Here is a 26,853-nt window from a genome sequence, read left to right as displayed (position 1 = left end):
AACTGGCAGAATCATGCTATCGCTCCGCTGTCGAAGGCCTCATGTCGCTTTCCTCGCTGTTCTCCAATGCCGTCTTGCAGACTGTCGCGCTGATGGGCCTGGGCTATCTATGCGCCGCCTGGCTGGGGGCGGTCTGGATATGCCGCCTGGCCGGCGCCGCCGACCCGCGCCGGCGGGGCTCCCATAATCCCGGGTTTTCCAACGTGCTGCGCCTGTATGGCAAGCGACTGGCCCTGGCGACATTGGCCTTCGATGCCGTCAAGGGCATGCCGGCCCTGTGGCTGGCGAAGGGTATCGGTCTGCCTGTCTGGGCCCAGGGGCTCGTCGGCTTGAGCGTGCTGCTGGGCCACAGCTACCCCGTCTGGCACCGCTTTCGGGGCGGCAAGGCGGTGGCCAGTGCCTTCGGCGTCCTGCTGGTACTGACGCCACCGGTGGCCCTGCTGTGCGCGGTCTGCTGGATACTGCTGGCCTGGCGAGTGCGCACCGCCGCCATCGCCTCCCTGGCCAGCGCCGCCCTGGCCCCCCTGGCCAGCGTCTGGCTGGCCCGAGACTACGTCTGGATCATCATCGCCTTCACAGTGCTGGTGCTGGTGCGCCATGTCTGGAATATCCAGCGGCTGGGTAGCGGCGACGAACCGCATCTCGGGCTATCGCAGGAAAAGCGCCGGCGCTGATTGACCGAAGGCGATGGGTCGTGGTGTCAGGTCGATAGAAAAATAGATCTCGATGTCGAAACCCACTCCGGTCGCTCGTCTATTTAGTCAGCGATTCCCCAGATGCGACCGGATGAATCCTTAATGCTGAGAAAGCTGCTTGTCGCCGCCCTCGGCGCGGCCCTCGTGATCGGCGCCATCGCTTATGCCAAGTTGGGCCAGTTCGAGGCGATGGGCGAAGTCGCCGAAAACATGGTGCCGCCACCCGAGACCGTCACCGCCATGACGGTAGATGAAGCGCAGTGGGAGCAATGGATACCCGCGACGGCTAGCGTGTCCGCCGTGCAGGGGGTGAAGGTTAGTGCCGAGATCGGCGGGCGGGTAACGCGTCTCGGCTTCGAATCCGGTGAACGGACGAACGCTGGCGATGTGCTGCTGAAACAGGATACAGCCAGCGAAGAGGCCCAACTCGCCTCAGCCGAGGCCACTGCCGCCCTGGCCAAGGCGGACTTCTCCCGAGCACGTGCATTAAGCCAGAAGAATGCGGTTTCGCGGGAGGCCGTCGACCGTGCCGAGGCCAGGTTCAAGGAAACCGCGGCTCAGGTCGACAATATGCGCGCGCTGATCGCCAAGAAGACGATCCGCGCGCCCTTTTCCGGTCGTCTGGGGCTGCGTCTGGTCAATCTCGGCCAGGTCCTGCGGGAAGGCGATGCCATCGTGTCGCTACAGACGCTGGATCCCATCCATGTTGATTTCTCTATCCCGCAGCAGCAAACCCACCGCTTGAGACCCGGGATGAAGGCGCGGGTAACCGCCGACGCCGCGCCGGGAGAGACCTTCGAAGGCGAGATCGTCGCGATCAATCCCGAGGTCGATCTAGCGACGCGCAACGTGCGCGTGCGGGCGTTGGGCCAGCGTGGTCTCCTGTCGGTCTTCAATCGGTCGAAGCCTGCCTGTCCATTCCGGCCAAACCGTCCATCAGTCGGTCGCGCAACGCGGCATTGGCGGTCACGCAATAGATCGCCTCGGTTTCGGCAAGCGGGTCTGCCGGGTGCTTCTTCGTGCCTCCCACCTGAAGCGCCACGGGGTCGTAGAACCAGACATTGCTCAGGTGTTCATCCTTGCCGACCCAGGCGTTGGCTGCGGCGCAGTTGAAGAGATACGGATCGAGGACGTAAGCCGCGGCCAGAAGGTCGAAGGGATGGAAGCCGTCACGACCGATCTCTTCTTTCCAGAACTCGAGCCAGCCCTGCGCGCGGGATGCTATCCATGCCCCGGCCATACCCGAACGGGCAATCTGGTCGAGATCGAACCTCTTCAGGCTGACCTCGCGCGCGACATCATAAGGTATCAAGGATAGGGGCAGCCCCATGGAAAGCACCCTTGTTGCGGCCTTCCGATCCTTGTCGAAGTTCAGGTCGCGAAAAATGGGGCCATGGCCGAAAAGCATGCCCTCGCCATTGCCTTCGGAGGGATGAAAGATATGCCCCGGTCTGCGGCCCATGACGGCCACGATCCGCACGACATTCGCCTGCAGATCAGGCCGCCCCTCGAGCGCAGCGGCGATGTTCGTCAAGGGGCCGAGAGCGACAAGGGTCAAGGGGCGATCGGCAAGCGCACGCCGCAACGCGTCCTGCGCCGGCGTCGACGAAGCACTCGGCGCTCCGGCCCCGCGGTGCACAGCCGGTAGCCGGGTGCCGGCCTCACGCAGTTTGCTGGCTAGCCTGCGAGTCGTCCGGTCCGTCATTTCGAGCTTGGCATTCCCGAATACGGTGGAGACCCCTACGATCTCGATATCCGGCGCGCGGGCCAATAGCATAAGTGCAAAACAATCGTCGGGATCCGCGCGCCGTTCGACACCGCAGGCTGCATCGGTGTCGACCCAGACGCGATCCGGTGCTTTGATCCTCGGTCCGTTCTCGACAACCGGGAGCGGTGGCACCGGAAGCCGCCCGGTGCGCCAGGCGGGGATTGGCAAGGCCAGAGAAACCGCAAATAGAACCGGAACCGCCGCCGCAGCAACGGCGAGCCTTATGAATACCTTACCGGTCTTGGACACGGGCCGCCCCTCAATGCCAGTGTTTCCAGGCGAGATAGCCGATCATCACGAAGGCGATGACAAAGATGGTGAGCACTTCCGGTTCCACAAGTTACCTCTAGTTCATGCATTGCTGTGTACGGGCCAGGTCAGATTGACCCCGAAAAGATACGGTCTCATCCATGACCGTTTGCGAGCCATACCGCGACGATCGAACATAGGGTGGAGACTAGGGTCGCGACCGAGCGTAGATGATTCCAGCGTACCCAGGTCACGAGATACATTGCCCACGTCGCTGCACCTTCCTCGCCGTCGGGATCGACCGCGGCGAGGCGGTTGTTCAAGGGGACGTTGAAGACCAGGGTGACGCCGATACCGCCGATCACATAGATCGCGCTGCCGGCGATTGCCCAGGCAAGCGAGGCGGTGTCGAGTTGTCGCCAGCCCAGTGCGATGGCTAGCACAGAGGCGATGCCGGTGCCGAAGAACACAAGCAGAAACGCCGGATTGATGATGGCCCTGTTGATCGATTGCATGGCGGCGATGCCAGCCGGTGTCGGAATCTGCGCCAGGGCCCGCATCATGAAGTTCGAGAACACGCAGAACAGCCCGGCGATCAGGCCGCTGCCGAGCGTGGCCGCGATAAGAAGGCTAAGGGTGATAGCGTTCATGGTCTGCCGTGTCGGTCGTTATGATTATCTAGCGCGCGGCGGTGCGCTAGTCCCAAGGCAGTACTATAGAGTGCGATGGTCGGGCCAAACTCCGGGACGTCGATGTTCACCAGTATTTTCATCGCTTGTGGCCTTATTGGCATCCTAACGTGATGGCTTCTCAGGCAGCGTTTCCGCCTCGTTGCACCCCGCCGCCCGCGCCAGCAGCAGGGCGCGTTCGCGGGCATTGCGGGTGAGGGTGGCGGCGCGTTCGAACTCGGCGCGGGCTTCCTCTATTCGATCGAGCCGGGCGAGCAGGTCGCCGCGCACGCTGGGCAGCAGGTGGTAGTGCGCCAATGTCGGTTCTTCGAGCAGGGCATCGACCAGTTCCAGCCCCGCCGCCGGGCCGAAGGCCATGCCGAGGGCAACGGCGCGATTCAGCGCCACCACCGGCGAGGGCGCGATCTGGGCGAGAGCTTCGTAGAGCGCGGCGATGCGCGTCCAGTCGGTTTCCTCGTAGATCGTGGCCCGGGCATGACAGGCGGCGATGGCGGCTTGCAGGGTGTAGGGGCCAAGCACACCGGGCAGGGCCCCGGCGCGTTCGAGGGTGGCCAGACCGCGACGAATCAGCAGCCGGTCCCAGCGGCCACGGTCTTGATCCGGCAGCAGGATGGGGTCGCCCTTGGCATCCATCCGGGCGGGCAGACGCGAGGCCTGGATCTCCATCAGTGCCGTCAGGCCGTGCACCTCGCTCTCCTCCGGCATCAAGCCGGCTAGTACGCGGCCCAGGCGTAGCGCCTCGTCGCACAGATCGGGACGCATCCACTGATCGCCGGCGGTGGCGGCATAGCCCTCGTTGAAGATCAGATAGATGACCTCGAGCACCGAGGAAAGTCGCGGTGCCAACGCCGCTCCACCTGGCATCTCGAAGGGCACGTGCGCTTCAAATAGGGTGCGCTTGGCGCGCACGATGCGCTGGGCGATCGTCGCCTCGGGCTTGAGATAGGCCCGCGCGATCTCCTGCGTGGTGAGGCCGCCGACCACCTTCAGCGTCAGGGCGGCGCGTGCGTCGGGGGACAGGACCGGATGGCAGGCGGTAAAGAGCAAGCGCAAGACGTCGTCGTCGATGTCGTCGTCCAGTGCGGCATCGATCCTTTCGGCGAAGGCCTGTTCGGACAGGGCGTGGTGGGCATCCAGCTCTCTGGCGAGTTCTGCATGCTTGGGTGCGGCCATGGTCTGGTGGCGCAGATGATCGAGCGCACGGCGCTTGGCCGCGGTCATCAGCCAGGCGCCGGGATTGTCGGGGAGCCCCCTGCTGGGCCAGGCTTCCAATGCGGCAAGCAGGGCGTCCTGGGCAACGTCCTCCGCCTGGTCCAGGTCATGGGTCAGACGCGCGACACTGGCAACGACCCTGGCCGATTCGATGCGCCAGATCGCCTCGATGGTCGCGCCAAGCTCTTGGTCCGTCACGCCGTGCTCCCGGGTGCCCCCGTCATGTGCACCAGCTCCCAGATGTGGCCGTCAAGATCCTGGAAACCGTGGCCATACATGAAACCGTGATCCTGAGGATCATTATAGCTCGCGCCACCGGCGGCGACCGCCTCGTGCACCATGGCATCCACCGCCTCAGTTCTCCGAAAAAAAGCCCTTGGCGGCGGTCTCGATTTCTTGCGAACTCAGGTCGCGAATATGGGTGGCCACCGACCACTCGTGGCCGAAGGGATCGACGAGCTTTCCGTAGCGGTCGCCCCAGAACATGTCCTCGACGGGCATGGTGACGCGCGCGCCGGCCGCCACCGCCTGCGCGGTGGCCGCATCGACGTCTTCCACGTACAGGTGCAGGGCGACCGGCGAGCCCTTCAGCGACAGCGGACTCGACATGCCCCAGTCCGGATTCTCGTCGACCAGCATCAGTGCCGAGTCGCCGATACGCAGCATGCCGTGTATCAGCTTACCGTTGGGTCCCGGCAGTCGGCCTTCGTCCGTAGCACCGAAAGCCTCGATGTAGAAATCCATCGCCGCATTGGCGTCGCGGCAAATGAGGTGTGGTGTGAGACTGTGCATGCCCTCGGGAATGGGGTTGATCTGAGTGCTCATGGGTAATTCCTCGGATGTCGGCTTCGGCGCCGCTTACGGCGGGCTCGTCTCGACGACGAACCACGCGGGGCGAAATCGACATCCGGGTTAGCCGTCAGGCCGGTTTTCGCTGCCGCCGGTGGCCTGCTCTCAAGCTGCTTGACGATTTGGCCTCAACGATGCAAATACCCACCCTCAACCAATATGCCCATCGGTTCATGGTGACAACATGGCGCAACCCCGGCGTTTAGCCGACGTAGCAGGGGGCGCATTCACGCACCTCGACGATGGCGAAACGTGCGGCGGGGCATTGTCCTGCAATCGCGATGGCCTCTTCGCGGTTCGCGCAGTCGATCAGGAAGAAGCCGCCGACCATCTCCTTCGACTCGGTAAAGGGGCCGTCCAGTAGCGTCGGCCTGGTGCCGCGCTGCTGGACTCGAACGCCGTGCTTGTCCGGGCGCAGCGAGCGGCTGGCTAGCAGCTTGCCGCGGGTGGCGAGGTCTTCGCCGAAGCGGACCATCTCGTCATACAGCGCCCGGCCGTCGTCCTCGCTGCGCGTTTCACGATCTTCCCGCGCCTCGATGATCAGCAGTAGATAGTCCATGGGTCATCTCCCTAAGTTCGTGGATGGTTTACGGTCTGCAAGTCTTCGATGCCCTCCCGCTCGAGCAGGCGGCGCACCTCGATTTCCACCTCGTCGCTGTCAAGCGCCGGTTTCGGAAACCGCCGCACCCATTCCTCCGCCTCTTCGCGGTTTCTGACTTGAATGAGCGTATAGCCGGCGATCAGCTCCTTGCTTTCGGTGAACGGCCCATCGATCACCGTGCGCTTGTCGCCGGCATACCGGACTCGCCAGCCGCTCGAACTGGACCGTAGACTCGATCCATCGAGCAATACGCCGGCCTTGGCCAGCGCTTCATGATAGGCCGCCATGCGAGCAAGCAAGTCTTCGTCCGGTATCACGCCGGCTTCGGAATCCTGGATCGCCTTGATGATGATCATGTAGCGCATGGGCGTCTCCTCGCATCGGCCAATCGTTCAGCGATCAACCAGGATCTCGAACCCGCCATAGATCAGGCGTTTGCCATCGAAAGGCATGGGGTTCGTCTCGGGTTGCAGGCGGGAGTCGGCCATGACCTTGTCCATCCCCTGATTCCGGACTTCGCGGGACGGCCAGGTAATCCACGAGAAAACGACGGTTTCATCCGGCTTGAGCTTCACCGCCCTGGGGAAGGAAGTAACCTCGCCGTCGGGGACCTCGTCTCCCCAGCACTCGATCACCTGCAGGGCGCCGTACTCCTTGAACACCTCGGCTGCCTTGTCGGCATGCTGTCTGAACGCTTCTTTATTCTCGTTGGGCACCGCAGCAACGAACCCATCGACGTAAGTCATCCTATTTCTCCTTCAACGGTTTGAGCGAGTGACCGCAGCACGCGCTTTTCCCTCACCGAACGCTTTATTCCATAGGGCAGATCGGCTGCGTGTGGCTGCATGTCTTTACGACGGATGGCCCGATCGTGAATCGACACGTGCTGCAAAATCAGTGTCGAGAAACCCACTGGTCGTTCGTCATCAGAATTAGGAAGAAAAGAACCCTGGGAGAGAAACGATGAGAAAGGTTCGGATCATCGAACACATCTCGCTGGACGGCGTGATCCAGGCGCCCGGCGGACCGGACGAAGACAGGAACGGCGATTTCGATCATGGCGGATGGGCAATGCCACATTTCGATCCAGCCGTAGGAGACGCCATCGATGCCGCGCATGGCGACGCTTTCGATCTGCTGCTTGGCCGGTGCACGTACGATATCTTCGCCGGCTACTGGCCGGATCAGACTGGCCCGATGGCGGACAGCCTGAACGCCGCGAGCAAATTCGTCGCGACCCACAGGCCGGACAGTCTCGGTTGGGGTCCGGTCGAAGATCTTGGCTTGGACCTCGTGGCGGGCGTTCGCCGCGTCAAGGCGCGGGACGGGCCTGACCTGATCGTCTGGGGAAGTTCGACACTGACGCCCATGTTGCTCGCAGAAGGGCTGGCCGACGAGGTTTTGCTACTCGTCTTCCCGGTGCTGCTGGGCAAAGGCAAACGCTTCTTTTCGGACAGCGCCGCCCCGTGTGAACTCGCTCTCTTCAGCACGAAGGCTGCGTCCTCGGGCGTGCTGATGAACACTTACCGACCCGTTGGGTCACTGCGCACCGGAACCGTTGGCGGTGCGGTGGAATGAGCCGACACTCACCCTGAGAGGAGAATCAACATGACCAATCTCGTCACCTGTCTGTGGTTCGACCACGGCGAAGCAAGCAAGGCGGCAAAGTTCTACGCCGCCACCTTTCCCGATAGCCATGTCGACCGTGTGAACGCGGCCGCTACCGACTACCCCGGCGGACGGGAAGGCGACGAATTGACCGTCGAGTTTACCGTGCTCGGCCGGCCGTTCCTCGGCCTCAACGGCGGCCCTGTCTTCACGCCGAACGAGGCTGTCAGCTTCATGGTGCTGACCGATGGCCAGGAAGAGACCGACCGCTACTGGAACGCGATCGTCGGGAACGGCGGCAGCGAGAGCGACCGCGGCAAGGCCAGACGCGCGATGGAGGCGATGATGACGATGAAGAAGATCGACATTGCGGTGCTTGAAGCCGCGGCCAGGTCAGCCTGAGAGGGGCCTGCGACGCTGTTCTGAACCGTTCGAGCAGGAGGAGACACGGCATGGACCGGTGACCTGGGGTGACAGGAGCAGGACGAATGCCGCTCACCGACTCTCGACGGTAATACTGCCTTGGCGCGGATGGGCGAGCACGACCTCGAGCTTGCCACCGCTGCCAGCCAGTCCAGGCGCGTCGGCGTGTCGAGCGAGGTTGGACCGACCTTCTCGACGGGCAGGCCTGCCGACTCACGGGTTATTGTCCGCGACGACCATGTCGAAGGGTCCCCACCGACGGGGTTCCGGTAGCCCCAGTACCTGCGTGAGGAAAACCGCCGAAGCGTGGCTGTCATGGGCCGCCAGGATGGTGTGATCGAAGTTGATAGCCATGTCTGCTTTCTCCTTGAGTAGTAGTCGAAAGTGTCTCCTGGTCTCACTCGCCGTCGTGGACTCGGAGGAACGACGAACGGCCAGGCGCGAGATCGACAGTCGTGCATGGCGAAGGGCTCACGTTTGGCCGTTGGGTCAATCACATCCATCGTCGCTCAGCCCTTGTCATACTCATCGTGGCGGCGCCACCAGACGCCTTTCTCGTAGCGCGGTCGAGCCACTGGTACATGCCCCAGAGGCCGTCCAGGCCGCGCGCATAGGTGGAGTAGCTGTGATAGACGATGCCATCCTCGAGCACGAAGGCGCTCATGCCCGGTCGCTCGCGCGTGTAGGTAGCCACGTCCGTTCCGCTCATGGCAGCGCGTGGTCATCGTGCATCCTCCCGAGAGCCTAGGGGCATGAGATAGACTAGGCGACGGGTATCACATACCGGGAGTAACAACTGTGGCGGGATTCGGATGGACGCGCTGATCGCGATTGCGGCGCGCGCGCTCGCGGCGGGCGATCCGCTTGCAGCACTCAAGCGCATCGCATTGCGCGACGATGCCCCGGCACTGGCGCTGCGCGGCATCGCCATGGCGCAGCTCGGCGAACTTTCGCGCGCAAGAGAGCTGCTGAGAATCGCAGCGCGTGCTTTCGGCGACAAGGAGCCCATGGCCCGTGCGCGATGCAACGTTGCCGAGGCTGAGATCGCCTTGGTCTCGCGCGACCTCGGCCGGCCCATGGAGGGGCTCGGCGCCGCCCGGTCGACGCTGGAGGCGTTTGGAGACCTCGCGAACGCCGCTCATGCCGGCTATCTCGAAGCAAGGCGCTTGCTGTTGATTGGTCGCCTCGACGAGGCGGAGCAGATCCTCGACGACCTTGATGTGGGCGCATTGCCGGTGACATCTCGGGCGGGCTACGAGTTGGTGGCCGCGGGGGCCGCGATGCGTCGCCTGCACACGAAGACAGCGCGCGCGGCCTTGGCACGGGCCAGGCAGGCCGCGCACGACGCCGCTATCCCCACCCTGACGGCGGAAGTCGAGAGCGTCGCCTGCGCCCTGGAAAAGTCTGCGGCGCGTCTGATTGCGCTAGGTGAGGAGCGGGCCCTGCGGCTCGAAGAGGTCGAGGCGCTGCTGGCCTCGCCGATGCTGGTCGTCGATGCCTGCCGTCATGTCGTGCGTGACGCCCACAGGGTTATCTCACTCGGCTGTCGCCCGGTACTGTTCACCCTGGCCCGCGCGCTAGGCGAGGCCTGGCCCGGCGACGTGCCGAGGCACACCCTCATCGCCCGTGCCTTCCGGACGAAACGCCCCGATGAATCGCATCGTGCGCGACTGCGGGTCGAGGTCGGGCGCTTGCGCGAAGCGATCAGACCCCTGGCGGAGATACACGCCACCGGAGGAGGGTTCGTATTGGAGCCCCATGAAGCCGACGTGGTCGCTGTGCTGGCGCCACCCATCGAAGGGCGCCACGCGATGGTACTCGCCCTGCTCGCCGACGACGAGGCCTGGTCGAGTTCGGCCTTGGCGCTGGCGCTCGACGTTAGCCCGCGCACCGTGCAGCGAGCCCTCGACGCCCTGATGGCCGCCGGCAGGGTGCAGTCATTCGGTCGCGGGCGGTCACAGCGGTGGGTGACATCGTCTGTGCCGGGATTCCCGACAACCTTGTTACTCCCCGCTCCCTTGCCGAGTGACTAGGCTGGATGCGTGAAGCCACCACATAGGGAGAACATCATGCAGCGATCAACGGCCGAAATCCTCCGGGAGTATGGCCCCTTCCCTGGAGTGGATTGCGTCCATGGGGTCAGCTTTGATGGCCGCCAAGTTTGGATGGCGACAGGTACCAAATTGCACGCTTTTGATCCGAGCAACGGGGAGATGCTGAACTCGCTCAATGTTGCTGCCGATGCGGGCACGGCGTTCGATGGCAAGCACTTGTTCCAGATCGCAGAGGCGGTGATCCGGAAGATCGATCCAAAGACCGGCGAAGTGCTCGCCACGATCCCGGCGCCGGGCGATGGGGGCGATTCCGGCCTTGCCTGGGCGGAAGGCTCACTCTGGGTCGGGCAGCATCGCGGACGCAAGATCCATCAAGTGGACCCCGAGACGGGAACAGTGCTGCGCACGATTGAATCCGAGTGCTTCGTCACTGGCGTCACCTGGGTCGACGGCGAGCTCTGGCACGGCACCTGGCAGGACGGTCAGAGCGACCTGCGGCGGCTCGATCCGCAGACGGGGGAGCTCCTGGAACGGCTCGAGATGCCGCCGGGTGTGGGCGTGTCGGGGCTCGAGTCCGATGGCGGCGATCGCTTCTTCTGCGGCGGCGGCAACAGCGGGATGGTGAGAGTCGTCCGCTATCCGGGGAAGGCGTAGGGCGTGCTTTGGCGATATGAAGATCGATCATCGGTGACTGCCGCTCAAGGCGGCATGAGTCCTTCCAATGGCCAGCGCGGCACGGCCTTCATGGCACTGTCGTCGCGCTCGCCGGCCAGCAGGCGCTGGGCCCCCACGTAGGCGATCATCGCGCCGTTGTCGGTACAGAAGCGTCCGCGGGGGTAGAAGGCGCGGGCGCCACGCTTGCCCACCTCGATGGCCAGGCGCTCGCGCAGCCGCTTGTTGGCACTCACCCCACCGGCCACCACCAGGCGCTTCAGGCCGGTCTGGTCAAGCGCTCGCCGGCACTTGATCACCAGGGTATCGACCACGGCATCCTCGAAGGCGCGGGCAATATCGGCACGTCCTTGATCGTCGAGTTCGCCGACGTCGCGCAAGTTGTTGGCCGTGGTCAGGGTGTGAGTCTTGAGGCCCGAGAAGCTGAAGTCGAGGCCCGGCCTGTCGGTCATCGGCCGCGGGAAGCGGAAACGTCTCGGATTGCCTTGCTCGGCGAGGCGCGCCACCTCGGGCCCGCCGGGGTAGGCCAGCTCGAGCATCTTGGCCGTCTTGTCGAAGGCTTCGCCGGCGGCATCGTCCACGGACTCGCCCAGCAGCCGGTACCGGCCCAGGCCGTCCACCTCGACCAGTTGCGTATGGCCGCCGGAGACCAGCAGGGCAACGAAGGGGAATCCGGGCGGTTCGTCCTCGAGCATGGGGGCGAGCAGATGGCCTTCCATGTGATGTATCCCCAGTGCGGGTATATCCAGTGCTCGAGCCAGGCCATGGGCCGTCGAGGCACCGACCATCAGCGCCCCGACCAGCCCGGGCCCCGCGGTATAGGCGATACCGTCGAGATCGCTGCGCGCCAGACCGGCTTCATCGAGCACTTGCTGGATCAGGGGCAGCAGCTTGCGGGTGTGGTCGCGGGAGGCCAGCTCCGGCACCACGCCGCCATAGTCGGCGTGCATCGCGACCTGGCTGTAGAGTGCGTCCGCCAGCAGGCCATGGTCGGTGTCGTAGAGGGCGACGCCGGTTTCGTCGCAGGAGGTTTCGATCCCCAGTACGCGCATGGTGATTGGCTCGTCGATCCGTGTAAAAGCCCCATGTTACGTCTTTTGCGCCCGCATCGGCAGGGCTAGGGCGAATCAATTTGCAAACACTCACAGCGGCGACTACAATACTTTGCTCTGCAAGACTGGGTCGTGCATCCGGGCTCATCGAATCATCCTTCCAATCTGTATGCCGCTTGTTTGTCGATAGAGCGAGCAGGCGCATTGGCCGACATCGGTGCCCACGGGTGTGCGTCAAACCGAACTCATGATTTCAAGGTAGGTGAGTGCTTAATGCCTTCTGTCAAAGTGCGCGATAACGAGCCGTTCGACGTCGCCCTGCGTCGTTTCAAGCGTTCCTGCGAGAAAGCTGGTGTGCTGTCCGAGGTACGCCGTCGCGAGAACTACGAGAAGCCGACCGCCGTGCGCAAGCGCAAGGCTGCCGCGGCCGTCAAGCGTCACGCCAAGAAGCTGCAGCGTGAGCGCAAGCGTTTCGAACGGTTGTATTGATCCGTACTGGAGGTAGCTTGCTGCCTCAGAGGGACGCCAAGCGGCTGCCATAGGGTGGCCGCTTGTGTTTCTGGGCACTCTTACCCAGCACCCAGCAGGTTCCCCTTAGCCTATGGTCGGCCAGATCCCTCAGCGTTTCATCGATGATCTCCTCGCCCGGGTCGACGTGGTCGAGGTCGTGGGCGAGCGGGTGAAGTTGAAGAAGGCCGGACGCAACTATTCGGGGCTCTGCCCCTTCCACCAGGAGAAGACCCCCTCGTTCACCGTCAGTCAGGACAAGCAGTTCTATCACTGTTTCGGCTGTGGCGCCCATGGCACGGCCCTGGGTTTTTTGATGGAGTACGACAACCTGCGCTTCCCGGAGGCCGTCGAGCAGTTGGCCTCGCGCCAGGGCCTGGAGGTGCCTCGCGAGGGTGCCGACGATCCACAAGCCCAGGCCCGGGAGAAGAAGCGCCAGGAGGGCGTCAACCTGCTCGAGCTGGCGGCGAGCTTCTTTCGGGAGCGCTTGCCGATGGTCGAAGGCCAGGCGGCCCGCGATTACCTGGAGCGTCGCGGGCTGTCCCGGGAGGTACTGCGGGATTTCGGCATCGGCTATGCCCCGGATGCCTGGGACGCTCTCAAGCAGCACCTGGTCGGGCATAATGTTTCGGAGGCGGTGCAGGTCGAGTACGGGCTACTGGTGCAGCGCGAGGAAAGGGGGCGCAGTTACGACCGTTTTCGCGATCGGGTGATGTTTCCGATCCGGGACTGGAAGGGGCGGACGATCGCCTTCGGTGGCCGTGTGCTGGGCGATGCCAAGCCCAAGTATCTCAACTCCCCGGAAACGCCGGTCTTCCACAAGGGGCGCGAGCTCTATGGTCTGTACGAGGCGCGCCAGGCCAATCGACAGCTCGATCGGCTGGTGATCGTCGAGGGCTACATGGATGTGGTGGCCCTGGCCCAGTTCGGCATCCGCAACGCCGTCGCCACCCTGGGCACCTCGACCAGCGAGGAGCATCTCAATCGCCTGTTCCGCCTGGTCGGCGAGGTGGTGTTCTGCTTCGATGGCGACAACGCCGGTCGCCAGGCTGCTCGGCGGGCGCTGGAAACCGCGTTGCCGCAGATGATCGATGGACGCCAGGCGCGGTTCCTGTTTCTGCCCGAGGGCGAGGACCCTGACAGCCTGGTGCGCCGTGAAGGGCCGGAAGCGTTCGCCGACCGGATCACCTGCGCCAGCCCGTTGTCGGAGTTTCTTTTCGAGCAGGCGGCGGAAGGCCGCGACCTGCAACGCGTCGAGGATCGGGAGCGCTTCGTGAGTGCCGTGCTCAAGGCGCTCGAGCGGCTTCCCGAAGGCGTGCTCAAGTCGTTGCTGCTGCGCGAACTCACGGTACGTACCGGTGTCGAACCGGCGCGATTCCAGGCGTTGCTGCAAGCCAGGGAGGAGCGTGCGGGGCAGGCGAACGGGGCCAGGGGGCTGGCGAATGAGAAGGGGGCAAGCGATGCGTCGCGTCAGGAGGAGGCTTCGTCCTCGCCGGGCCGGTCGCGAAGTGGAGAACCCCTGGGGCTCATGGCGCGCACCTTGCAGTTATTGGTTCATGAACCAGAATTGGTAGAACGCTTGCCTGAAGAGTTGAGCTGGTGCGCCGATAACGAAGAAGATGGTGCGCTCTGCCGCGAGGTGATCCGCCTGCTGCGGGCCGGGCGCTACCGTAGCTCGCAGGTGCTGTTGGCCCACTTTCATGGCACCCGGGAAGGGAGTCGTCTCCAGGCACTGGCGCGCCGTGAGCTCTTGATTCCCCGGGCGGCCAGGGCGGCCGAGCTGGACGGGCTGGTGGCCCATTTCCAGCAACGCCTGTTTCGGAGTTCACCACAGAACGAGATCGACGCGCTGCTGGCCAGGGAGAGGCGCGGCGAGAAACTATCCAGGGAAGAGAAGCAGCGCTTGATGGAATTGCTGATGACACTGCAGGGTCGCGGCGCAACCTAGGGTGCCGGGGTTGAATTATCGCCGGCAGCCGCCATCTAGAGTCATCAGTAACGAGCGTAACAGTACAAGCTAACACACTTGAATGACAGTGCAAACGCAATACTGGCGGGTTGGCGTGTCTAACCGCTATAATTTCCGGCTAATCGAGTTTTCATGGCCGGTTCATTCGAGTGTTTCATTCTTCTTCTTCGAGATAGGGTATCTATGGCTGGAAATGCGCAGCAGCAATCGCGTCTGAAGGAGTTGATCGCGCGGGGCAAGGAGCAAGGCTACCTGACCTATGCGGAGGTCAACGACCACCTTCCCGAGGATATCGCCGATCCGGATCAAGTGGAAGACATCATCGGCATGATCAACGACATGGGGATCAGTGTCGTCGAGGTGGCGCCGGACGAGGATACCCTGATGATGTCCGACCATTCCACCGACGAGCAGGCTGCCGAGGAAGCTGTGGCCGCACTCGCCGCCGTGGAGAGCGATGTAGGGCGTACCACCGACCCGGTGCGCATGTACATGCGCGAGATGGGCACGGTGGAACTGCTGACCCGGGAAGGCGAGATCGAGATCGCCAAGCGTATCGAGGAGGGGACTCGGGAGGTGATGTCGGCGCTGGCCTATCTGCCCGGTGCGGTGGACTCCATCCTGGAAGCCTATGATGTCACCCAGGACGAGGAAGCGCCCGGCCGTCTTTCCGACCTGTTCTCCGGATTCATCGATCCCGACGAGGGGATCCCCGGTGTCGCCGAGGCCGAGGTGCCGGAGGAGGATGCCATCTCCGATGACGATGACATCGACGGCGAGGAGGACGGCGATGACGACGAGACCGCTGAGGAAGAGAGCAGCGGGGGGCCCGATCCCGAAGAGGCCCGGGCACGTTTCGAGCAGATTCGCGAGCAGAACGCAGCCACCAAGGCGGCCGTCGACAAGCATGGCATCAAGTCTCCGGAAGCCGCTGCCGAGCAGGAGCGTCTTGCGGAGCTCTTCTCGCCCATCAAGCTGGTGCCCAAGCACTTCGAGCGGCTGGTCGGCCAGGTGCGCATCAGTGTCGACCAGGTGCGCGTACAGGAGAAGACGATCCTCCAGGTGTTCGTCAAGAAGGGCAAGGTGCCGCGCAAGACCTTCATCAAGTCCTTCCCGGGTAATGAATCCAACCAGGAATGGCTGGATGAGTTTCTGGCCAGCAATGCCAAGTACGCCGACAGGCTGGAAGTGTTCCGTGGCGACATCCAGCGTGCCCAGCGCAAGATTGCCTTCGAGGAGCAGCTGATCCAGCTGCCGGTGGCCGAGATCAAGGAAGTCAATCGTCGGCTGTCGATCGGCGAGGCCAAGGCAAGGCGGGCCAAGAAGGAAATGGTCGAGGCCAACCTGCGCCTGGTGATCTCGATCGCCAAGAAGTACACCAACCGGGGGCTGCAGTTCCTCGATCTGATTCAGGAAGGCAACATCGGCCTGATGAAGGCGGTGGACAAGTTCGAGTACCGGCGTGGCTATAAGTTCTCGACCTATGCCACCTGGTGGATTCGTCAGGCCATCACTCGCTCGATCGCCGACCAGGCGCGCACCATCCGCATTCCGGTGCACATGATCGAGACCATCAACAAGCTCAACCGCGTGTCGCGGCAGATGCTGCAGGAGATGGGCCGCGAACCGACGCCGGAAGAGCTGGGCGAGCGTCTCGAGATGCCCGAGGACAAGGTGCGCAAGGTGCTCAAGATCGCCAAGGAGCCGATCTCCATGGAGACGCCGATCGGTGACGACGACGATTCCCACCTGGGCGACTTCATCGAGGACGGCACGATGTTGCTGCCCATCGACTCCGCTACCGGCGAAGGCTTGATCGAGGCGACCCGTAACGTGCTGGGTGGCCTGACCGCGCGGGAGGCCAAGGTGCTGCGCATGCGTTTCGGTATCGACATGAATACCGATCACACCCTCGAGGAAGTCGGCAAGCAGTTCGACGTCACCCGGGAGCGCATCCGCCAGATCGAGGCCAAGGCGCTGCGCAAGCTGCGCCATCCGTCCCGCTCCGAGCCCTTGCGCTCCTTTCTCGACGAGTAGGCGAATGCAAGCGTAGCGTTCGAAGCGTTTCTATTCTTCTGCGACACCCGCAAGCCCATGCTTGCGGGTGTTTGCGTATCGAGCGGCGGGGCGAGTCATTCGCTGGGTGCCGAACGGCCCGCCTCCTCGACGATCCAGTCATGCACGACTCGCACGCGACGATCGTCCAGTGCCCCCTGGGCATGGACGATACCGTAACGCTTGCCGGTCGCCACCCGCTGGGGGAAGGGCGCGATCAGCTGGCCGGTCTTCAATTCGCTGGTGATCAGGGTGCGCCGGGCGATCGCGACCCCCATGCCGGCGATGGCGGCTTCCATGGTCAGCTGATTGCGGTTGAAGGTATAACCGCGCCGCAAGTTGATGCGGGGGGCGCCGATGGCCTGCAGGTAGTGTTCCCACTCGGCATAGTCGTGGCTGCCCCGCCAGGCGGTGACGTCGTGCAGAAGGGGGTACCAGGCCAGGTCCTCGGGTCGGTTCAACGGCGGCTTGCCGCGCAGCAGTGATGGGGCGCAGACCGGAAAGATCACTTCGTCCATCAGCGGCGTGATGTGGAATCCCGGATAGCGGCCATCGTTGAGATCCAGCGCCAGGTCGAAATCGCCCTCGCGCAGCGAGATGTTGCTGTCCTCGGCGATGACCTGCAGTTCGATGTCGGGAAAGCGAGCCTGCAGCCGCGGCAACCGGGGCATCATCCACTTGGCCAGGAAGGAGGGGACCGAGCGCAACCGGAGGATACCGCTCATCACGCCACTGCGCAGCCGCCGCACCTCCTGACCCACGGATTGATAGGCTTCATCCACCACCGCCGCCAGGCGACGGCCCTCGTCGGTCAGTTCCAGCTGACGCGGCAGGCGCCGGAACAGCTTGAATCCCAGGCGTTCCTCGAGCTGCTTGATCTGCTGGCTCACCGCGCCGGTGGTGACATGGAGTTCCTCCGCGGCACGGGTAAAGGAGAGGTAGCGGGCGCTGACTGCAAAGACCTTGAGCCAGGCATGGGTTTGGCCGTTGAGGGATCGCTGCATGGTTTAGTAATCATGAAGCCAAAGGGTGTTGATGAAGATTCTAACCGATCGCTGCGCGACACCGATAGAAATGAGTACCTGTCTTTGCGCCATGGATTTAGCCAGGCTAAAGCGAAAACCAGATATTCTCGATTGCCTCCCGTGCCGGTCGGGTCCAGTCTAGTGATGATCCCAGTTCAAATCAGGGCGCTTTAGCGAGATTGATCCATGCGGGATCCCGCCGAGCGCCCCGACGAGGTAATGACCTATGTCCATCAGCGTATTCGACCTGTTCAAGATCGGTATCGGCCCCTCCAGCTCGCATACCGTAGGCCCTATGCGTGCCGCCCATGATTTCGTCGAGGAGTTGCGCGACCGGGATCTGCTCGAGCGCGTCGCTCGGGTCGAGGTCCAGCTCTACGGCTCGCTGTCCGCCACCGGCATCGGCCATGGTACCGACCGTGCCGTCATCATGGGCCTGATGGGCGAGCGCCCGGACAGCATCGACCCGGCGATCATCACGCCTTGCATCGAGGAACTGCTCGAGGCCCAGACCCTGATGCTGGACGGCCGCCTGGGAGTGGCCTTCGTCTGGGCGCGCGACATGCAGCTGTTCGAGGAGAACCTGCCGCACCACCCCAACGCCCTGCGCTTGATCGCCCATGGCTACAACGATGAGCTCCATCGCAACACCTATTACTCGGTGGGGGGCGGTTTCGTCATCGACGACGAGCAGGCCCAGGCCGGCGATTTCGATACCGACGGTACGACGTTGCCCTACGATTTCGACAGCGCCGAAGAGCTGCTGGCGCTGTGCCGCATGCATGACCTGCGCATCAGCGAGCTGATGATGGAGAACGAGAAGGCGTGGCGCAACGAGACCGAGATCCGCCGCGAGTTGTGGCGTGTCTGGGAAGCCATGCGGGCTTGCGTCGACCACGGTCTCGAGCAGGAGGGAGTCTTGCCCGGCGGCCTCAACGTCAAGCGCCGCGCCAAGCAGCTCTATCAGCGTCTGCAGGCCGTCGAGGAGAGCCCAAGCCTGATCAGCTCGACCTTCTCGGCGATGGACTGGGTCAATGTCTATGCCCTGGCGGTCAACGAGGAAAACGCCGCCGGCGGGCGCATGGTCACCGCCCCCACCAACGGGGCGGCAGGCATCATTCCGGCGGTGCTGCACTATTACATGAAGTTCCAGCCCGGGGCCTGCGAACGCGATCTGGTCGACTTCCTGCTGGCTGCCGCTGCGGTGGGCATCCTGTGCAAGAAGAATGCCTCGATCTCCGGCGCCGAGGTCGGCTGCCAGGGCGAGGTCGGTTCCGCCTGCGCCATGGCGGCGGCCGGCCTGGCCGAGGTCATGGGCGGCACCCCGGGCCAGGTCGAGAACGCCGCCGAGATCGGGCTCGAGCACAACCTCGGCCTGACCTGCGATCCGGTGGGAGGGCTGGTCCAGGTGCCCTGCATCGAGCGCAATGCCATCGCTTCGGTCAAGGCGATCAATGCCGCCCAGATGGCCCTGCGCGGCGACGGTGAGCACTTCATCTCGCTGGACAAGGTGATCCGTACCATGCGCGATACCGGTCGTGACATGCAGGACAAGTACAAGGAGACCTCCCGGGGCGGTCTGGCGGTCAATACCATCGAATGTTGACCCAGGCCGATCACTTGCTACCCAGCCAGTAAGCGTGCTGGCCAAGGACGCCCTGCAAGGCGTCTTCGGGCATGCAAAGGGGCGAGACAGAATAATTCGGGGCGAGTAGGATAGCGCGAAGCGTCTGCAAAAATAACTTGGGTTATTCGGAGGCGCATCGGGGTGGTTCAGAATATGCTGCGAAAACCGTCAGTGCCACAAGACACCCGGCATCGCAAACCCACCAGAACGGGATCGCTCGACCGTGGACCAACAAGACAGCTGCATCGTTCGTCTCTTCAGCAACTACTGTGCCTTGTCGGAAAAGGACAAGGAGTTGTTGTTCGCGCTGGAGCAAAGCCCTACCGAGGTACGCGCCGGCGAGACCCTTTGGAAGGAGTGCGACAGGGCGTCGGAGTTCTGCACGATCCGCCGGGGCTGGGCCTATTCCTATCGTAACCTTGGCGATGGCAGCCGCCAGATCCTCGAGATCTATCTTCCCGGGGACATCATCGGCATGCGCGAGTTCGCCTTTTCCCAGCGGCTTTCCGGGGTCACGATGATCGATGACGGCGTGATCTGCTATTTCCCTCACCGCCGTCTGCTGGACATCTTTCGTTCCTCGACCACCCTGACCGCGGTGCTGTTCGCGATCGCCAGCCGCCACCAGGTGCTTCTGACCGAGCGACTGGTCAATCTTGCTCGACGCTCCGCCTACCAGCGTCTCGCGCACTTCCTCTACGAGATGTATGAGCGCCTCGGCCAGACCGACTCGCTCAGCGATGGCCACTTCCGCTTGCCGCTGTCCCAGGAACAGCTCGGCGATGCCCTGGGGCTGAGTTCGGTACACATCAGTCGCACCTTCTCCACTTTCCGAGAGGAAGGGCTGGTGCTGCGCGAACGCCATCGCATCTGCCTTGTGGACCCCCTGAAGCTGGCTGCTGTGGCGGAGTTCGACAGCCGTTATCTCAATGACAGCCTGCGTCCGCTGTTCAGCGATATCGAATTCAAGGAGCGTGGCGGCGAGGTCAATGAAGTACGCACGGAGTGAACAGGCTTATCGCCACCCCCCTGCGACGCGCTCATCGACGGTGCTGGTCGTTTTCAGATAACCACCGCGTCGGCCTGGTGCATATTCTTCCAGCGTTCTTTTCGCCTACACTGGAGAGCGTCTTCCGACGCCATTGCATTTATCAGGAGTCGCCATGAAATCGCGTGCTGCCATCGCTCTGGAAGCGGGCAAGCCACTGGAGCTTGCCGAGATCGACGTCGACGGTCCCAAGGCCGGTGAAGTGCTGGTGCGTATCGCTGCCACCAGCGTCTGTCATACCGATGCCTACACGCTTTCGGGGGCCGATCCGGAAGGGCTCTTCCCCTCGGTGCTCGGTCACGAGGGCGCGGGCGTCGTCCAGGAGGTCGGTGAGGGCGTGACCAGCGTGCAACCCGGCGATCATGTGATTCCGCTGTATACCGCCGAGTGCGGCAAGTGCAAGTTCTGCCTGTCGGGCAAGACCAATCTGTGCAGTGCCGTGCGCGCCACTCAGGGCCAGGGGCTGATGCCCGACGGCACCAGCCGCTTCTCCTTCGAAGGCAAGAAGCTGCATCACTACATGGGCTGTTCGACCTTCTCCGAGTACACGGTGCTTCCCGAGGTCTCCCTGGCCAAGGTCTCCAAGGAAGCGCCCATGGACAAGATCTGCCTGCTGGGCTGCGGAGTGACCACCGGTATCGGCGCGGTGCTCAACACCGCCAAGGTCGAGCCGGGCTCCACGGTGGCGGTGTTCGGCCTGGGTGCCATCGGCCTGGCGGTCATCCAGGGCGCGCAGATGGCCAAGGCCGCGCGAATCATCGCCATCGACGTCAATCCCGACAAGTTCGAGCTGGCGCGCCAGTTCGGCGCCACCGAATTCGTCAATCCCAAGGAGTACAGCGACCCCATCCAGCAGGTGATCATCGACCTGACCGATGGCGGCGTCGACTACTCCTTCGAGTGCATCGGCAACGTCAACGTCATGCGTTCGGCTCTCGAGTGCTGCCACAAGGGCTGGGGCGAGTCGATCATCATCGGCGTGGCCGGCGCCGGCGAGGAGATCTCCACGCGGCCTTTCCAACTGGTCACCGGGCGCGTCTGGCGCGGCTCCGCCTTCGGTGGCGTCAAGGGGCGCAGCGAGCTACCGGGCTATGTCGAGCGTTACATGAACGGCGAGATCATGATCGACGAGTTCATCACGCACAACATGCCTTTCGAGCAGATCAATGACGCGTTCGAGCTGTTGCACGAGGGCAAGAGCATCCGGACCGTGCTTCACTATTGAACAGCAAGGCGCCATCTCGGGTGGCGCTGTCAGCTTGCCAGACAAGGAGACCGCATGAGCATGTCCGAAACGCTGGAGCAGGTGTCCGCCAACAAATGTTTCGGCGGTTGGCTCAAGCGCTACAGGCATCATGCCAGAGCGCTCGATTGCGAGATGACCTTTTCCATCTATCTGCCTCCCCAGGCGGAGCAAGGCAAGGTGCCGTTGCTGTGGTGGCTGTCCGGGCTGACCTGCACCGACGAGAACTTCATGCAGAAGGCTGGCGCCCAGCGCGTCGCCGCGGAGCTGGGCATGGTGATCGTCTGCCCGGATACCAGCCCGCGCGGGCTGGATCTTCCGGGCGAGCACGATAGCTACGACTTTGGTTCCGGGGCCGGTTTCTACGTCAACGCCACCCAGAAGCCCTGGTCGAGGCACTATCGCATGTACGACTATGTCAACGACGAACTGCCGTCGGTGGTGCGTCAGCATTTTCCGGTCAATGGGCGCGAGGCCATCAGTGGCCACTCCATGGGCGGCCACGGTGCCCTGGTGATGGCGTTGCGCCAGCCAGGGCGTTTTGCCTCGGTATCGGCCTTCGCCCCCGTGGTCAATCCCAGTGTCGTGCCCTGGGGCAAGAAAGCCTTCGGCAACTATCTGGGTGACGATCGTGGTCTGTGGACCCAGTACGACGCCTGCGAGCTGGTCGCCAAGGGTGCCTCGCGTCAACCGCTGTTCATCGATCAGGGCGAGAACGACGATTTCCTCGAGGAGCAATTGAAGCCCGAGAACCTGGAGGCTGCCTGCGAGAAGCGAGACCATCCCCTGACGCTGAGGCGCCAGCCGGGCTACGATCACAGCTACTACTTCATCGCCACCTTCATCGAAGAGCATCTGCGCTATCACGCCAGGCATCTCAAGATAGCCTAGGGTCCCTGAGTTCCCGCGAACCCCTGGCGGCGCCTCGGTTTCATCGAGGCGTCGTTTTTTGCCGGCTATACATGGCTCGGTGCGACATTCGAATACCCGCCTGCGTCAGAATTCTCCTGAACGCTTCTTTTCCTGTCGGAAATCTGAAATGTTGCTGGCAGAAAACGACACAGGCCTTACATTGAGTGGTGAGGTCGAAACATCGGCAGGCAACGACAACGAGACCCTCACCCTCGGGCAGGGGGCGATACGTAAGAGAGGGGCGTATGGCAACTTCTCGTTCGGCAAGTGCTACCTCCACTACCCAGCGGACCGTGGTTCCCCAGACCCTTGGCTTCCTGCTGCTGGACAGCTTCACGCTGATCTCGCTGGCCTCCGCCATCGAGCCGCTGCGCATGGCCAACCAGCTGGCCGGCCAGGAGCTCTATCGCTGGTATACCCTCACCCAGGACGGTCAGCCGGTGAATGCCAGTGACGGTCTACAGGTGACACCGGATGCCGCGACCACCATCCCGCTCTCCCTCGACTGGGTGGTGGTGTGCGGTGGTGTCGGCCCCAATCGCAACATCACTCGTGAACACGTGAGCTGGCTGCAGGCGCAATCCCGTCAGTTGCGACGCATGGGGGCCGTCTGTACCGGGAGCTGGGCGCTGGCGCGTGCCGGGCTGCTCGATGGTTTCGAGGCCAGCGTTCACTGGGAATGCCTCGCCGCCATGCAGGAGGCCTTTCCGCGCATCGCGCTGACCACACGGCTTTTCTCCATCGACCGGGATCGCTTCACCGCCTCGGGCGGCACCGCGCCCATGGACATGATGCTCACCCTGATCGGGCGCGATCACGGTCGCGACCTGTCGGCGGCGATCTCCGAGATGTTCATCTACGAGCGCGTCCGCAACGAGCAGGATCAACAGCGCGTGCCGCTCAAGCACGTGCTGGGCACGACGCAGCCCAAGCTGCTGGAGATCGTCGCGCTGATGGAGGCCAACCTCGAGGAGCCCATCGGCTTCGACGAGCTGGCGGCCTATGTCGATGTCTCGCGTCGCCAGCTGGAGCGGTTGTTCCAGAAGTACCTGCATTGTTCGCCGTCGCGCTACTACCTGCGGCTGAGACTGACCCGGGCCCGTCAGTACCTGAAGCAGACGCCGATGCCGATCATCGAGGTGGCCTCGGCTTGCGGTTTCGTCTCGACGCCACACTTCTCGAAGTGCTATCGCGAATTCTTCGGCATCCCGCCCCGCGAGGAGCGTCTGGGCACCCGGTCGCGCAGTGGCGAGCCCCTGAGCGAGAGCCAATCGCTGGCCCTGACCCTGTCGCCAGACGCGCTCGGACAGGAACCTGTCTCGAGTGCGGTTGCGGCACTGGCCAAGGCCCGGGGAGAGTCGACCTATGCCAGCGTACCGCTGAGATAGCCCTCGTCCGCAATCGCCACCGAGCGCCAGTGCCATGCCGTCTTCCCGCCAGGGGAGGCGGCGTTGTTATACTGGGGCACCGCGGGATGTACAGAGAGAGACCATGACCCAGGATTGGCTGCGCCGGACAGTGCGCTATTCATTGATCGCGATTGCCGGCTTCGTGGCGCTCTCGGTACTGCTGGTGATGCTGTTTCGAGTGGTCCCGGTCTTCGGCTCGATGGTCATGGTCGAGCGCAAGGTGCACTCCTGGGTGGCGGGGGAGCCGCTGAACATCCGCCACGACTGGGCTCCCTGGGGTCGGTTGTCCGATCACGCCAAGCTTGCCGTCATCGCCGCCGAGGACCAGAAATTCCCGGAGCATCATGGTTTCGATTTCGGCCAGCTGCGCAAGGCCGTGGCAGACTGGCGCTCCGGCGACGGTCTGCGAGGGGCCAGCACCATCAGCCAGCAGACCGCCAAGAACCTGTTCCTGTGGACCGGTCGCAACTGGCTTCGCAAGGGGCTCGAGGCCTGGTTCACCGTGCTCATCGAGTTGCTGTGGCCCAAGGAGCGCATCCTCGAGGTCTATCTCAATATCGCCGAATGGGGCGATGGGGTGTTTGGCCTGGAGGCGGCGGCGCAGCACCATTTCGGTGTCTCGGCCTCGGCGCTGAGCGAGACCCAGGCCAGCCGCCTGGCCGCCGTTTTGCCCAACCCCCGGGGGTGGAGCGCTTCGCGGCCCAGCGACTACATCCTGCAGCGTAGCCGGTGGATCAGGGGGCAGATGCGTCAGCTGGGGGGCACCACCTATCTGAACCAGCTATAGACGCGGCGCGACATGCGGGTGCGTGTTGCAGGGCAACGAGGGGCTTCGGTACTCGTCGCCACCGCGTCGCGCAGGGCGTTCAGCTTGTCGGTCAGCCCGCTGCAAAGCGCCTCCAGGGCGGGGCGGGCAAAATAGAAGCCTTGCTGATGGGTGATTCCCAGCCGCGACAGCCAGATGGCCTCGTTCCGGGTCTCGACCCCCTCGGCGACCGGCTCGATCCCCAGCTCCACGGCCAGAGACATGATGGACCTGATGAGCGCCTGCCGCCGGGTATCCTGGTCGCAACCCATGATCAGTTCGCGATCGATCTTCAGCTTGTCTGGACGCAGGTCGGTCAGCAGATCGAGATTGGCGTAGCCATTGCCGAAATCGTCGATGGCGGTGGCGAAGCCCATGCTGCGGTAGGTGTCGATGATATCGCGCAGGTGCCGCCGATCGAGAACGCGCTCGGTCTCGGTGATCTCGAAGATCAGGCGCTCCCCGGGCCAGCCGACGCGCTCCGAGACCTCCAGGGTCGACTGGATGCAGGCCTCGGGATCGTAGACGGCATTGGGCAGGAAGTTGATCGACAGGGTCTCCTGCATGCCGAGAGCGCTGGCGAGTTCGATGGCACGTACTCGGCAGGCCTGATCGAAGCGGTAGAGCAGGTCCTTGGTGACCTGGGAAAGAACGCTGTGGGCGGATTCGCCCCGGGGGCCGCGCACCAGCGCCTCGTAGGCGACGATGCGCGCGCGACGCGTGTCGACGATGGGCTGGAACGCCATGCTGAAATCGAAGGGTAGCGGGCCGTCGCAGCGGCCACAGCGCGCATCCACCCGGGCGCAGTGGGACATGTTCTCTCCGTCGCTAGCAATGCCAGGTACCGTTCGAGGTACCGAGTACGACCACTATCGGCTGCGCCATGAAAGACTTAAGCCTTCTCTGTACGGTCACGAGGCGCCTGGGCCGGGCGGTTGCCGCGTACCACCAGAATGACGCCGGTGATGGCGATCGCCATGCCGGCCAGTGCCACCGCCCCCAGGGTTTCGTCGAACAGCCACCAGGCCTCCAGGGCGGTCAGCGGCGGCACCAGGTAGAACAGGCTGGCCACCCGTGAGGCCGCGCCGCGGCGGATCAGCGCCATCAGCAACAGAATCGCCGCGATCGAAAGCACCAGGACCAGCCAGGCCAGGGTAGCAACGAAGGTCGGCGTCCAGTCGACCTGGCGAGTCTCGAAGAGCAGCGCACCGCCGCCGAAGAAGATGCCGGCGGCCAGGTACTGGGCGATGCTGCCCCCCAATAGCGGCATGCCGGCGCAGAAGCGCTTCTGATAGAGCGTGCCGGCGGAGATGCCCAGCAACGCGGCGAAGACGCAGGCCAGCGCGCCCAGGCCGAACCCCTCGAAGAGACCCGCCTCGCCCGGGGCAAGCTTGCCGCTCAGCACCAGGGTGATGCCGAGCAGGCCCAGAACCAGGCCCAGCCATTGCCAGGCTGTCAGCCGTTCACCCAGGAGCGGTAGCGCCAGCGCCGCGGTCAGCAGTGGTTGAAGCCCGACCAGCAAGGATGCCAGGCCTGCCGGCAGGCCGAGATGAATGGCATAGAACACCCCGCCCAGGTAGGCGCCGTGGACCAGCAGACCGGTCATCGCCGCGTGTCCCCAGAGCGTCGGTGACGGTGGCCACTGGGCCTTGAACAACCCCAGCAGCGGGACGATGATCACCAGTGTCAGCACGCAGCGAATGAACAGGAAGGTGAAGGGCTCGGCGTAGGGCAGGCCGAACTTGGCGCCGATGAAGCCGGTGCTCCAGAGCACCACGAAGACACCGGGCATCGCTGCCAGCCCCAGGGACCGACCGCGCTCGGCAGACATGGAAACCGGGGACGAAGCTCTCATCGACGGCTCTCTCGCTGGGTGCTTTCACGCTGTTCCGACCGGCGGATGGGCATCTTGTCGATGATGTCGAAGACCTGCCGGGGATCGACGTAGCCCTCGAGCTGCATCTTCTTGCCGCCATCGAACCCGACCAGAATGACCTGCATCGGCCCCTGCGGGTCCACCTCCAGCGCCTCGAGCAGCGCCCGGGTCTCGAACCTCGTCATGGGCCGCCCGGCGCGGTGGCCGTTGCCGCCCTCGATGCTGTAGAGCACCATCCGGCGGTCGTCGAACTCCTCCCGGTGCTTCTGCAGCGCCTCGCGCATGCGCATGTAGTCCGCGTTGTCGATGCTTGGCGTGACCAGGATCAGTGGGCGGAACATGCCGCGGTCCGTGACCAGGGGGTTGGCCGGATCGTCGGTGGCGTGGGCATTCTCCATGAGGACTCCCAAGGCTAGCAGGGTCGCCATCAAGACGCGCGGGATGAGATGTCGTGCCATGATCGATACTCCCCTGACAGAAAGAAGTCCAAGCACAACAGATCGGA

The 26,853-nt window shown here is 63.8% G+C and carries 29 protein-coding genes and 1 pseudogene; 15 read left to right on the top strand and 15 right to left on the bottom strand.

Annotated elements, in window-relative coordinates:
* The first annotated feature begins 41 nt into the window (after positions 1-41).
* Both plsY and BUA41_RS19690 read left to right on the top strand, forming a co-directional pair.
* Complete coding sequence (gene plsY, locus BUA41_RS02975) at positions 42-674, top strand: glycerol-3-phosphate 1-O-acyltransferase PlsY (RefSeq protein WP_139249044.1); 633 nt, start codon at positions 42-44, stop codon at positions 672-674.
* A 102-nt stretch (positions 675-776) separates the two neighbouring features.
* Positions 777-1,547 (top strand): annotated as a pseudogene (locus tag BUA41_RS19690) (efflux RND transporter periplasmic adaptor subunit); the annotation flags it as partial.
* A 40-nt stretch (positions 1,548-1,587) separates the two neighbouring features.
* On the opposite strand, the gene BUA41_RS02965 reads toward BUA41_RS19690, so the two are convergent.
* The 8 genes from BUA41_RS02965 to BUA41_RS02935 all read right to left on the bottom strand — a co-directional run bounded on the left by BUA41_RS02965 (position 1,588) and on the right by BUA41_RS02935 (position 6,809).
* Positions 1,588-2,712 (bottom strand): nucleoside hydrolase, encoded by a 1,125-nt coding sequence (locus tag BUA41_RS02965; RefSeq protein WP_072819619.1) that lies wholly within the window; start codon positions 2,710-2,712, stop codon positions 1,588-1,590.
* 155 nt (positions 2,713-2,867) lie between these two features.
* Positions 2,868-3,362 carry an anthrone oxygenase family protein gene (locus BUA41_RS02960; protein WP_072819616.1) on the bottom strand — a complete coding sequence of 165 codons (495 nt, stop codon included), beginning with the start codon at positions 3,360-3,362 and terminating at the stop codon, positions 2,868-2,870.
* 144 nt (positions 3,363-3,506) lie between these two features.
* Complete coding sequence (locus BUA41_RS02955) at positions 3,507-4,811, bottom strand: RNA polymerase sigma factor (protein ID WP_139249043.1); 1,305 nt, start codon at positions 4,809-4,811, stop codon at positions 3,507-3,509.
* On the bottom strand, positions 4,808-4,954 hold the full coding sequence (locus tag BUA41_RS18855; RefSeq protein WP_217652768.1) for a VOC family protein: 147 nt from the start codon (positions 4,952-4,954) through the stop codon (positions 4,808-4,810). The genes BUA41_RS02955 and BUA41_RS18855 overlap by 4 nt, the downstream gene beginning before the upstream one ends.
* Before the next feature lie 13 nt (positions 4,955-4,967).
* Positions 4,968-5,438: a VOC family protein gene (locus BUA41_RS02950; protein WP_072819612.1), complete on the bottom strand. Its 471-nt coding sequence runs from the start codon at positions 5,436-5,438 to the stop codon at positions 4,968-4,970.
* A 226-nt stretch (positions 5,439-5,664) separates the two neighbouring features.
* Positions 5,665-6,021 carry a YciI family protein gene (locus BUA41_RS02945; protein ID WP_072819610.1) on the bottom strand — a complete coding sequence of 119 codons (357 nt, stop codon included), beginning with the start codon at positions 6,019-6,021 and terminating at the stop codon, positions 5,665-5,667.
* An 11-nt stretch (positions 6,022-6,032) separates the two neighbouring features.
* Positions 6,033-6,428, bottom strand: coding sequence for a YciI family protein (locus tag BUA41_RS02940; RefSeq protein ID WP_072819608.1), 396 nt, complete (start codon positions 6,426-6,428; stop codon positions 6,033-6,035).
* Between the two features lie 27 nt (positions 6,429-6,455).
* Entirely contained in the window at positions 6,456-6,809 is a 354-nt protein-coding gene (locus BUA41_RS02935) for a DUF1428 domain-containing protein (protein WP_072819606.1), read from the bottom strand.
* A gap of 217 nt (positions 6,810-7,026) precedes the next feature.
* Here BUA41_RS02935 and BUA41_RS02930 point away from each other — a divergent pair, with 217 nt between their 5' ends.
* Together BUA41_RS02930 and BUA41_RS02925 are read left to right on the top strand one after the other, a co-directional pair.
* Positions 7,027-7,641 carry a dihydrofolate reductase family protein gene (locus BUA41_RS02930; RefSeq protein WP_072819604.1) on the top strand — a complete coding sequence of 205 codons (615 nt, stop codon included), beginning with the start codon at positions 7,027-7,029 and terminating at the stop codon, positions 7,639-7,641.
* A 30-nt stretch (positions 7,642-7,671) separates the two neighbouring features.
* Complete coding sequence (locus BUA41_RS02925) at positions 7,672-8,073, top strand: VOC family protein (RefSeq protein ID WP_072819601.1); 402 nt, start codon at positions 7,672-7,674, stop codon at positions 8,071-8,073.
* A 234-nt stretch (positions 8,074-8,307) separates the two neighbouring features.
* Here BUA41_RS02925 and BUA41_RS02920 read toward each other — a convergent pair whose 3' ends face one another.
* Positions 8,308-8,448, bottom strand: a complete 141-nt coding sequence (locus BUA41_RS02920) for a VOC family protein (RefSeq protein WP_217652767.1) — start codon at positions 8,446-8,448, stop codon at positions 8,308-8,310.
* Positions 8,449-8,587: 139 nt separating this feature from the next.
* Complete coding sequence (locus tag BUA41_RS02915) at positions 8,588-8,788, bottom strand: DUF899 family protein (protein WP_217652766.1); 201 nt, start codon at positions 8,786-8,788, stop codon at positions 8,588-8,590.
* A 118-nt stretch (positions 8,789-8,906) separates the two neighbouring features.
* On the opposite strand from BUA41_RS02915, the gene BUA41_RS02910 reads away from it, so the two are divergent.
* Both BUA41_RS02910 and BUA41_RS02905 read left to right on the top strand, forming a co-directional pair.
* The gene (locus BUA41_RS02910; protein WP_072819599.1) at positions 8,907-10,127 is read left to right on the top strand and encodes a helix-turn-helix domain-containing protein; all 1,221 of its coding nucleotides are present in this window, start codon (positions 8,907-8,909) and stop codon (positions 10,125-10,127) included.
* Between the two features lie 36 nt (positions 10,128-10,163).
* Entirely contained in the window at positions 10,164-10,802 is a 639-nt protein-coding gene (locus BUA41_RS02905; RefSeq protein WP_072819586.1) for a Vgb family protein, read from the top strand.
* A 44-nt stretch (positions 10,803-10,846) separates the two neighbouring features.
* Here the strand turns inward: BUA41_RS02905 and tsaD are convergent, their stop codons facing one another.
* Entirely contained in the window at positions 10,847-11,872 is a 1,026-nt protein-coding gene (gene tsaD, locus BUA41_RS02900; protein WP_072819585.1) for a tRNA (adenosine(37)-N6)-threonylcarbamoyltransferase complex transferase subunit TsaD, read from the bottom strand.
* Between the two features lie 273 nt (positions 11,873-12,145).
* Between tsaD and rpsU the strand changes: the two genes are divergently transcribed.
* From rpsU to rpoD, 3 genes are all read left to right on the top strand, one after another.
* Positions 12,146-12,361, top strand: coding sequence for a 30S ribosomal protein S21 (rpsU, locus tag BUA41_RS02895; protein WP_072819584.1), 216 nt, complete (start codon positions 12,146-12,148; stop codon positions 12,359-12,361).
* A 112-nt stretch (positions 12,362-12,473) separates the two neighbouring features.
* Positions 12,474-14,327, top strand: a complete 1,854-nt coding sequence (dnaG, locus tag BUA41_RS02890; protein WP_072819583.1) for a DNA primase — start codon at positions 12,474-12,476, stop codon at positions 14,325-14,327.
* A gap of 204 nt (positions 14,328-14,531) precedes the next feature.
* Complete coding sequence (gene rpoD / locus BUA41_RS02885) at positions 14,532-16,385, top strand: RNA polymerase sigma factor RpoD (RefSeq protein ID WP_072819582.1); 1,854 nt, start codon at positions 14,532-14,534, stop codon at positions 16,383-16,385.
* Positions 16,386-16,480: 95 nt separating this feature from the next.
* Here the strand turns inward: rpoD and BUA41_RS02880 are convergent, their stop codons facing one another.
* Positions 16,481-17,407, bottom strand: a complete 927-nt coding sequence (locus tag BUA41_RS02880; protein WP_072819581.1) for a LysR substrate-binding domain-containing protein — start codon at positions 17,405-17,407, stop codon at positions 16,481-16,483.
* A 247-nt stretch (positions 17,408-17,654) separates the two neighbouring features.
* Here BUA41_RS02880 and BUA41_RS02875 point away from each other — a divergent pair, with 247 nt between their 5' ends.
* The 6 genes from BUA41_RS02875 (at position 17,655) to mtgA (ending at position 24,454) form a co-directional block, all read left to right on the top strand.
* The gene (locus BUA41_RS02875; protein ID WP_072819580.1) at positions 17,655-19,034 is read left to right on the top strand and encodes an L-serine ammonia-lyase; all 1,380 of its coding nucleotides are present in this window, start codon (positions 17,655-17,657) and stop codon (positions 19,032-19,034) included.
* Between the two features lie 244 nt (positions 19,035-19,278).
* Positions 19,279-20,064: a Crp/Fnr family transcriptional regulator gene (locus tag BUA41_RS02870; RefSeq protein ID WP_072819579.1), complete on the top strand. Its 786-nt coding sequence runs from the start codon at positions 19,279-19,281 to the stop codon at positions 20,062-20,064.
* A 154-nt stretch (positions 20,065-20,218) separates the two neighbouring features.
* Positions 20,219-21,328: an S-(hydroxymethyl)glutathione dehydrogenase/class III alcohol dehydrogenase gene (locus BUA41_RS02865; protein ID WP_072819576.1), complete on the top strand. Its 1,110-nt coding sequence runs from the start codon at positions 20,219-20,221 to the stop codon at positions 21,326-21,328.
* Between the two features lie 54 nt (positions 21,329-21,382).
* Positions 21,383-22,237 carry an S-formylglutathione hydrolase gene (fghA, locus tag BUA41_RS02860; protein WP_072819573.1) on the top strand — a complete coding sequence of 285 codons (855 nt, stop codon included), beginning with the start codon at positions 21,383-21,385 and terminating at the stop codon, positions 22,235-22,237.
* A gap of 266 nt (positions 22,238-22,503) precedes the next feature.
* Positions 22,504-23,646, top strand: coding sequence for a choline metabolism transcriptional regulator GbdR (gene gbdR, locus BUA41_RS02855; RefSeq protein ID WP_072819571.1), 1,143 nt, complete (start codon positions 22,504-22,506; stop codon positions 23,644-23,646).
* Positions 23,647-23,749: 103 nt separating this feature from the next.
* The gene (mtgA, locus tag BUA41_RS02850) at positions 23,750-24,454 is read left to right on the top strand and encodes a monofunctional biosynthetic peptidoglycan transglycosylase (RefSeq protein WP_072819569.1); all 705 of its coding nucleotides are present in this window, start codon (positions 23,750-23,752) and stop codon (positions 24,452-24,454) included.
* On the opposite strand, the gene BUA41_RS02845 is transcribed toward mtgA, so the two are convergent.
* The 3 genes from BUA41_RS02845 to BUA41_RS02835 all read right to left on the bottom strand — a co-directional run bounded on the left by BUA41_RS02845 (position 24,436) and on the right by BUA41_RS02835 (position 26,806).
* On the bottom strand, positions 24,436-25,287 hold the full coding sequence (locus BUA41_RS02845) for an EAL domain-containing protein (protein WP_084671096.1): 852 nt from the start codon (positions 25,285-25,287) through the stop codon (positions 24,436-24,438). The two genes, mtgA and BUA41_RS02845, sit on opposite strands and share 19 nt — an antisense overlap.
* 77 nt (positions 25,288-25,364) lie before the next feature.
* Complete coding sequence (locus BUA41_RS02840) at positions 25,365-26,327, bottom strand: DMT family transporter (RefSeq protein WP_245791839.1); 963 nt, start codon at positions 26,325-26,327, stop codon at positions 25,365-25,367.
* Complete coding sequence (locus BUA41_RS02835; protein WP_072819564.1) at positions 26,324-26,806, bottom strand: DUF4174 domain-containing protein; 483 nt, start codon at positions 26,804-26,806, stop codon at positions 26,324-26,326. Before BUA41_RS02835 ends, BUA41_RS02840 begins: the two co-directional genes overlap by 4 nt.
* Positions 26,807-26,853 lie beyond the last annotated feature (47 nt).

Origin of the sequence: Modicisalibacter ilicicola DSM 19980, assembly GCF_900128925.1 — a bacterium.
In the GTDB taxonomy this organism is placed as follows: domain Bacteria; phylum Pseudomonadota; class Gammaproteobacteria; order Pseudomonadales; family Halomonadaceae; genus Modicisalibacter; species Modicisalibacter ilicicola.
Note: the sequence above shows the minus strand (reverse complement) of the source record. Positions and strands in the feature narration are given on the sequence as shown.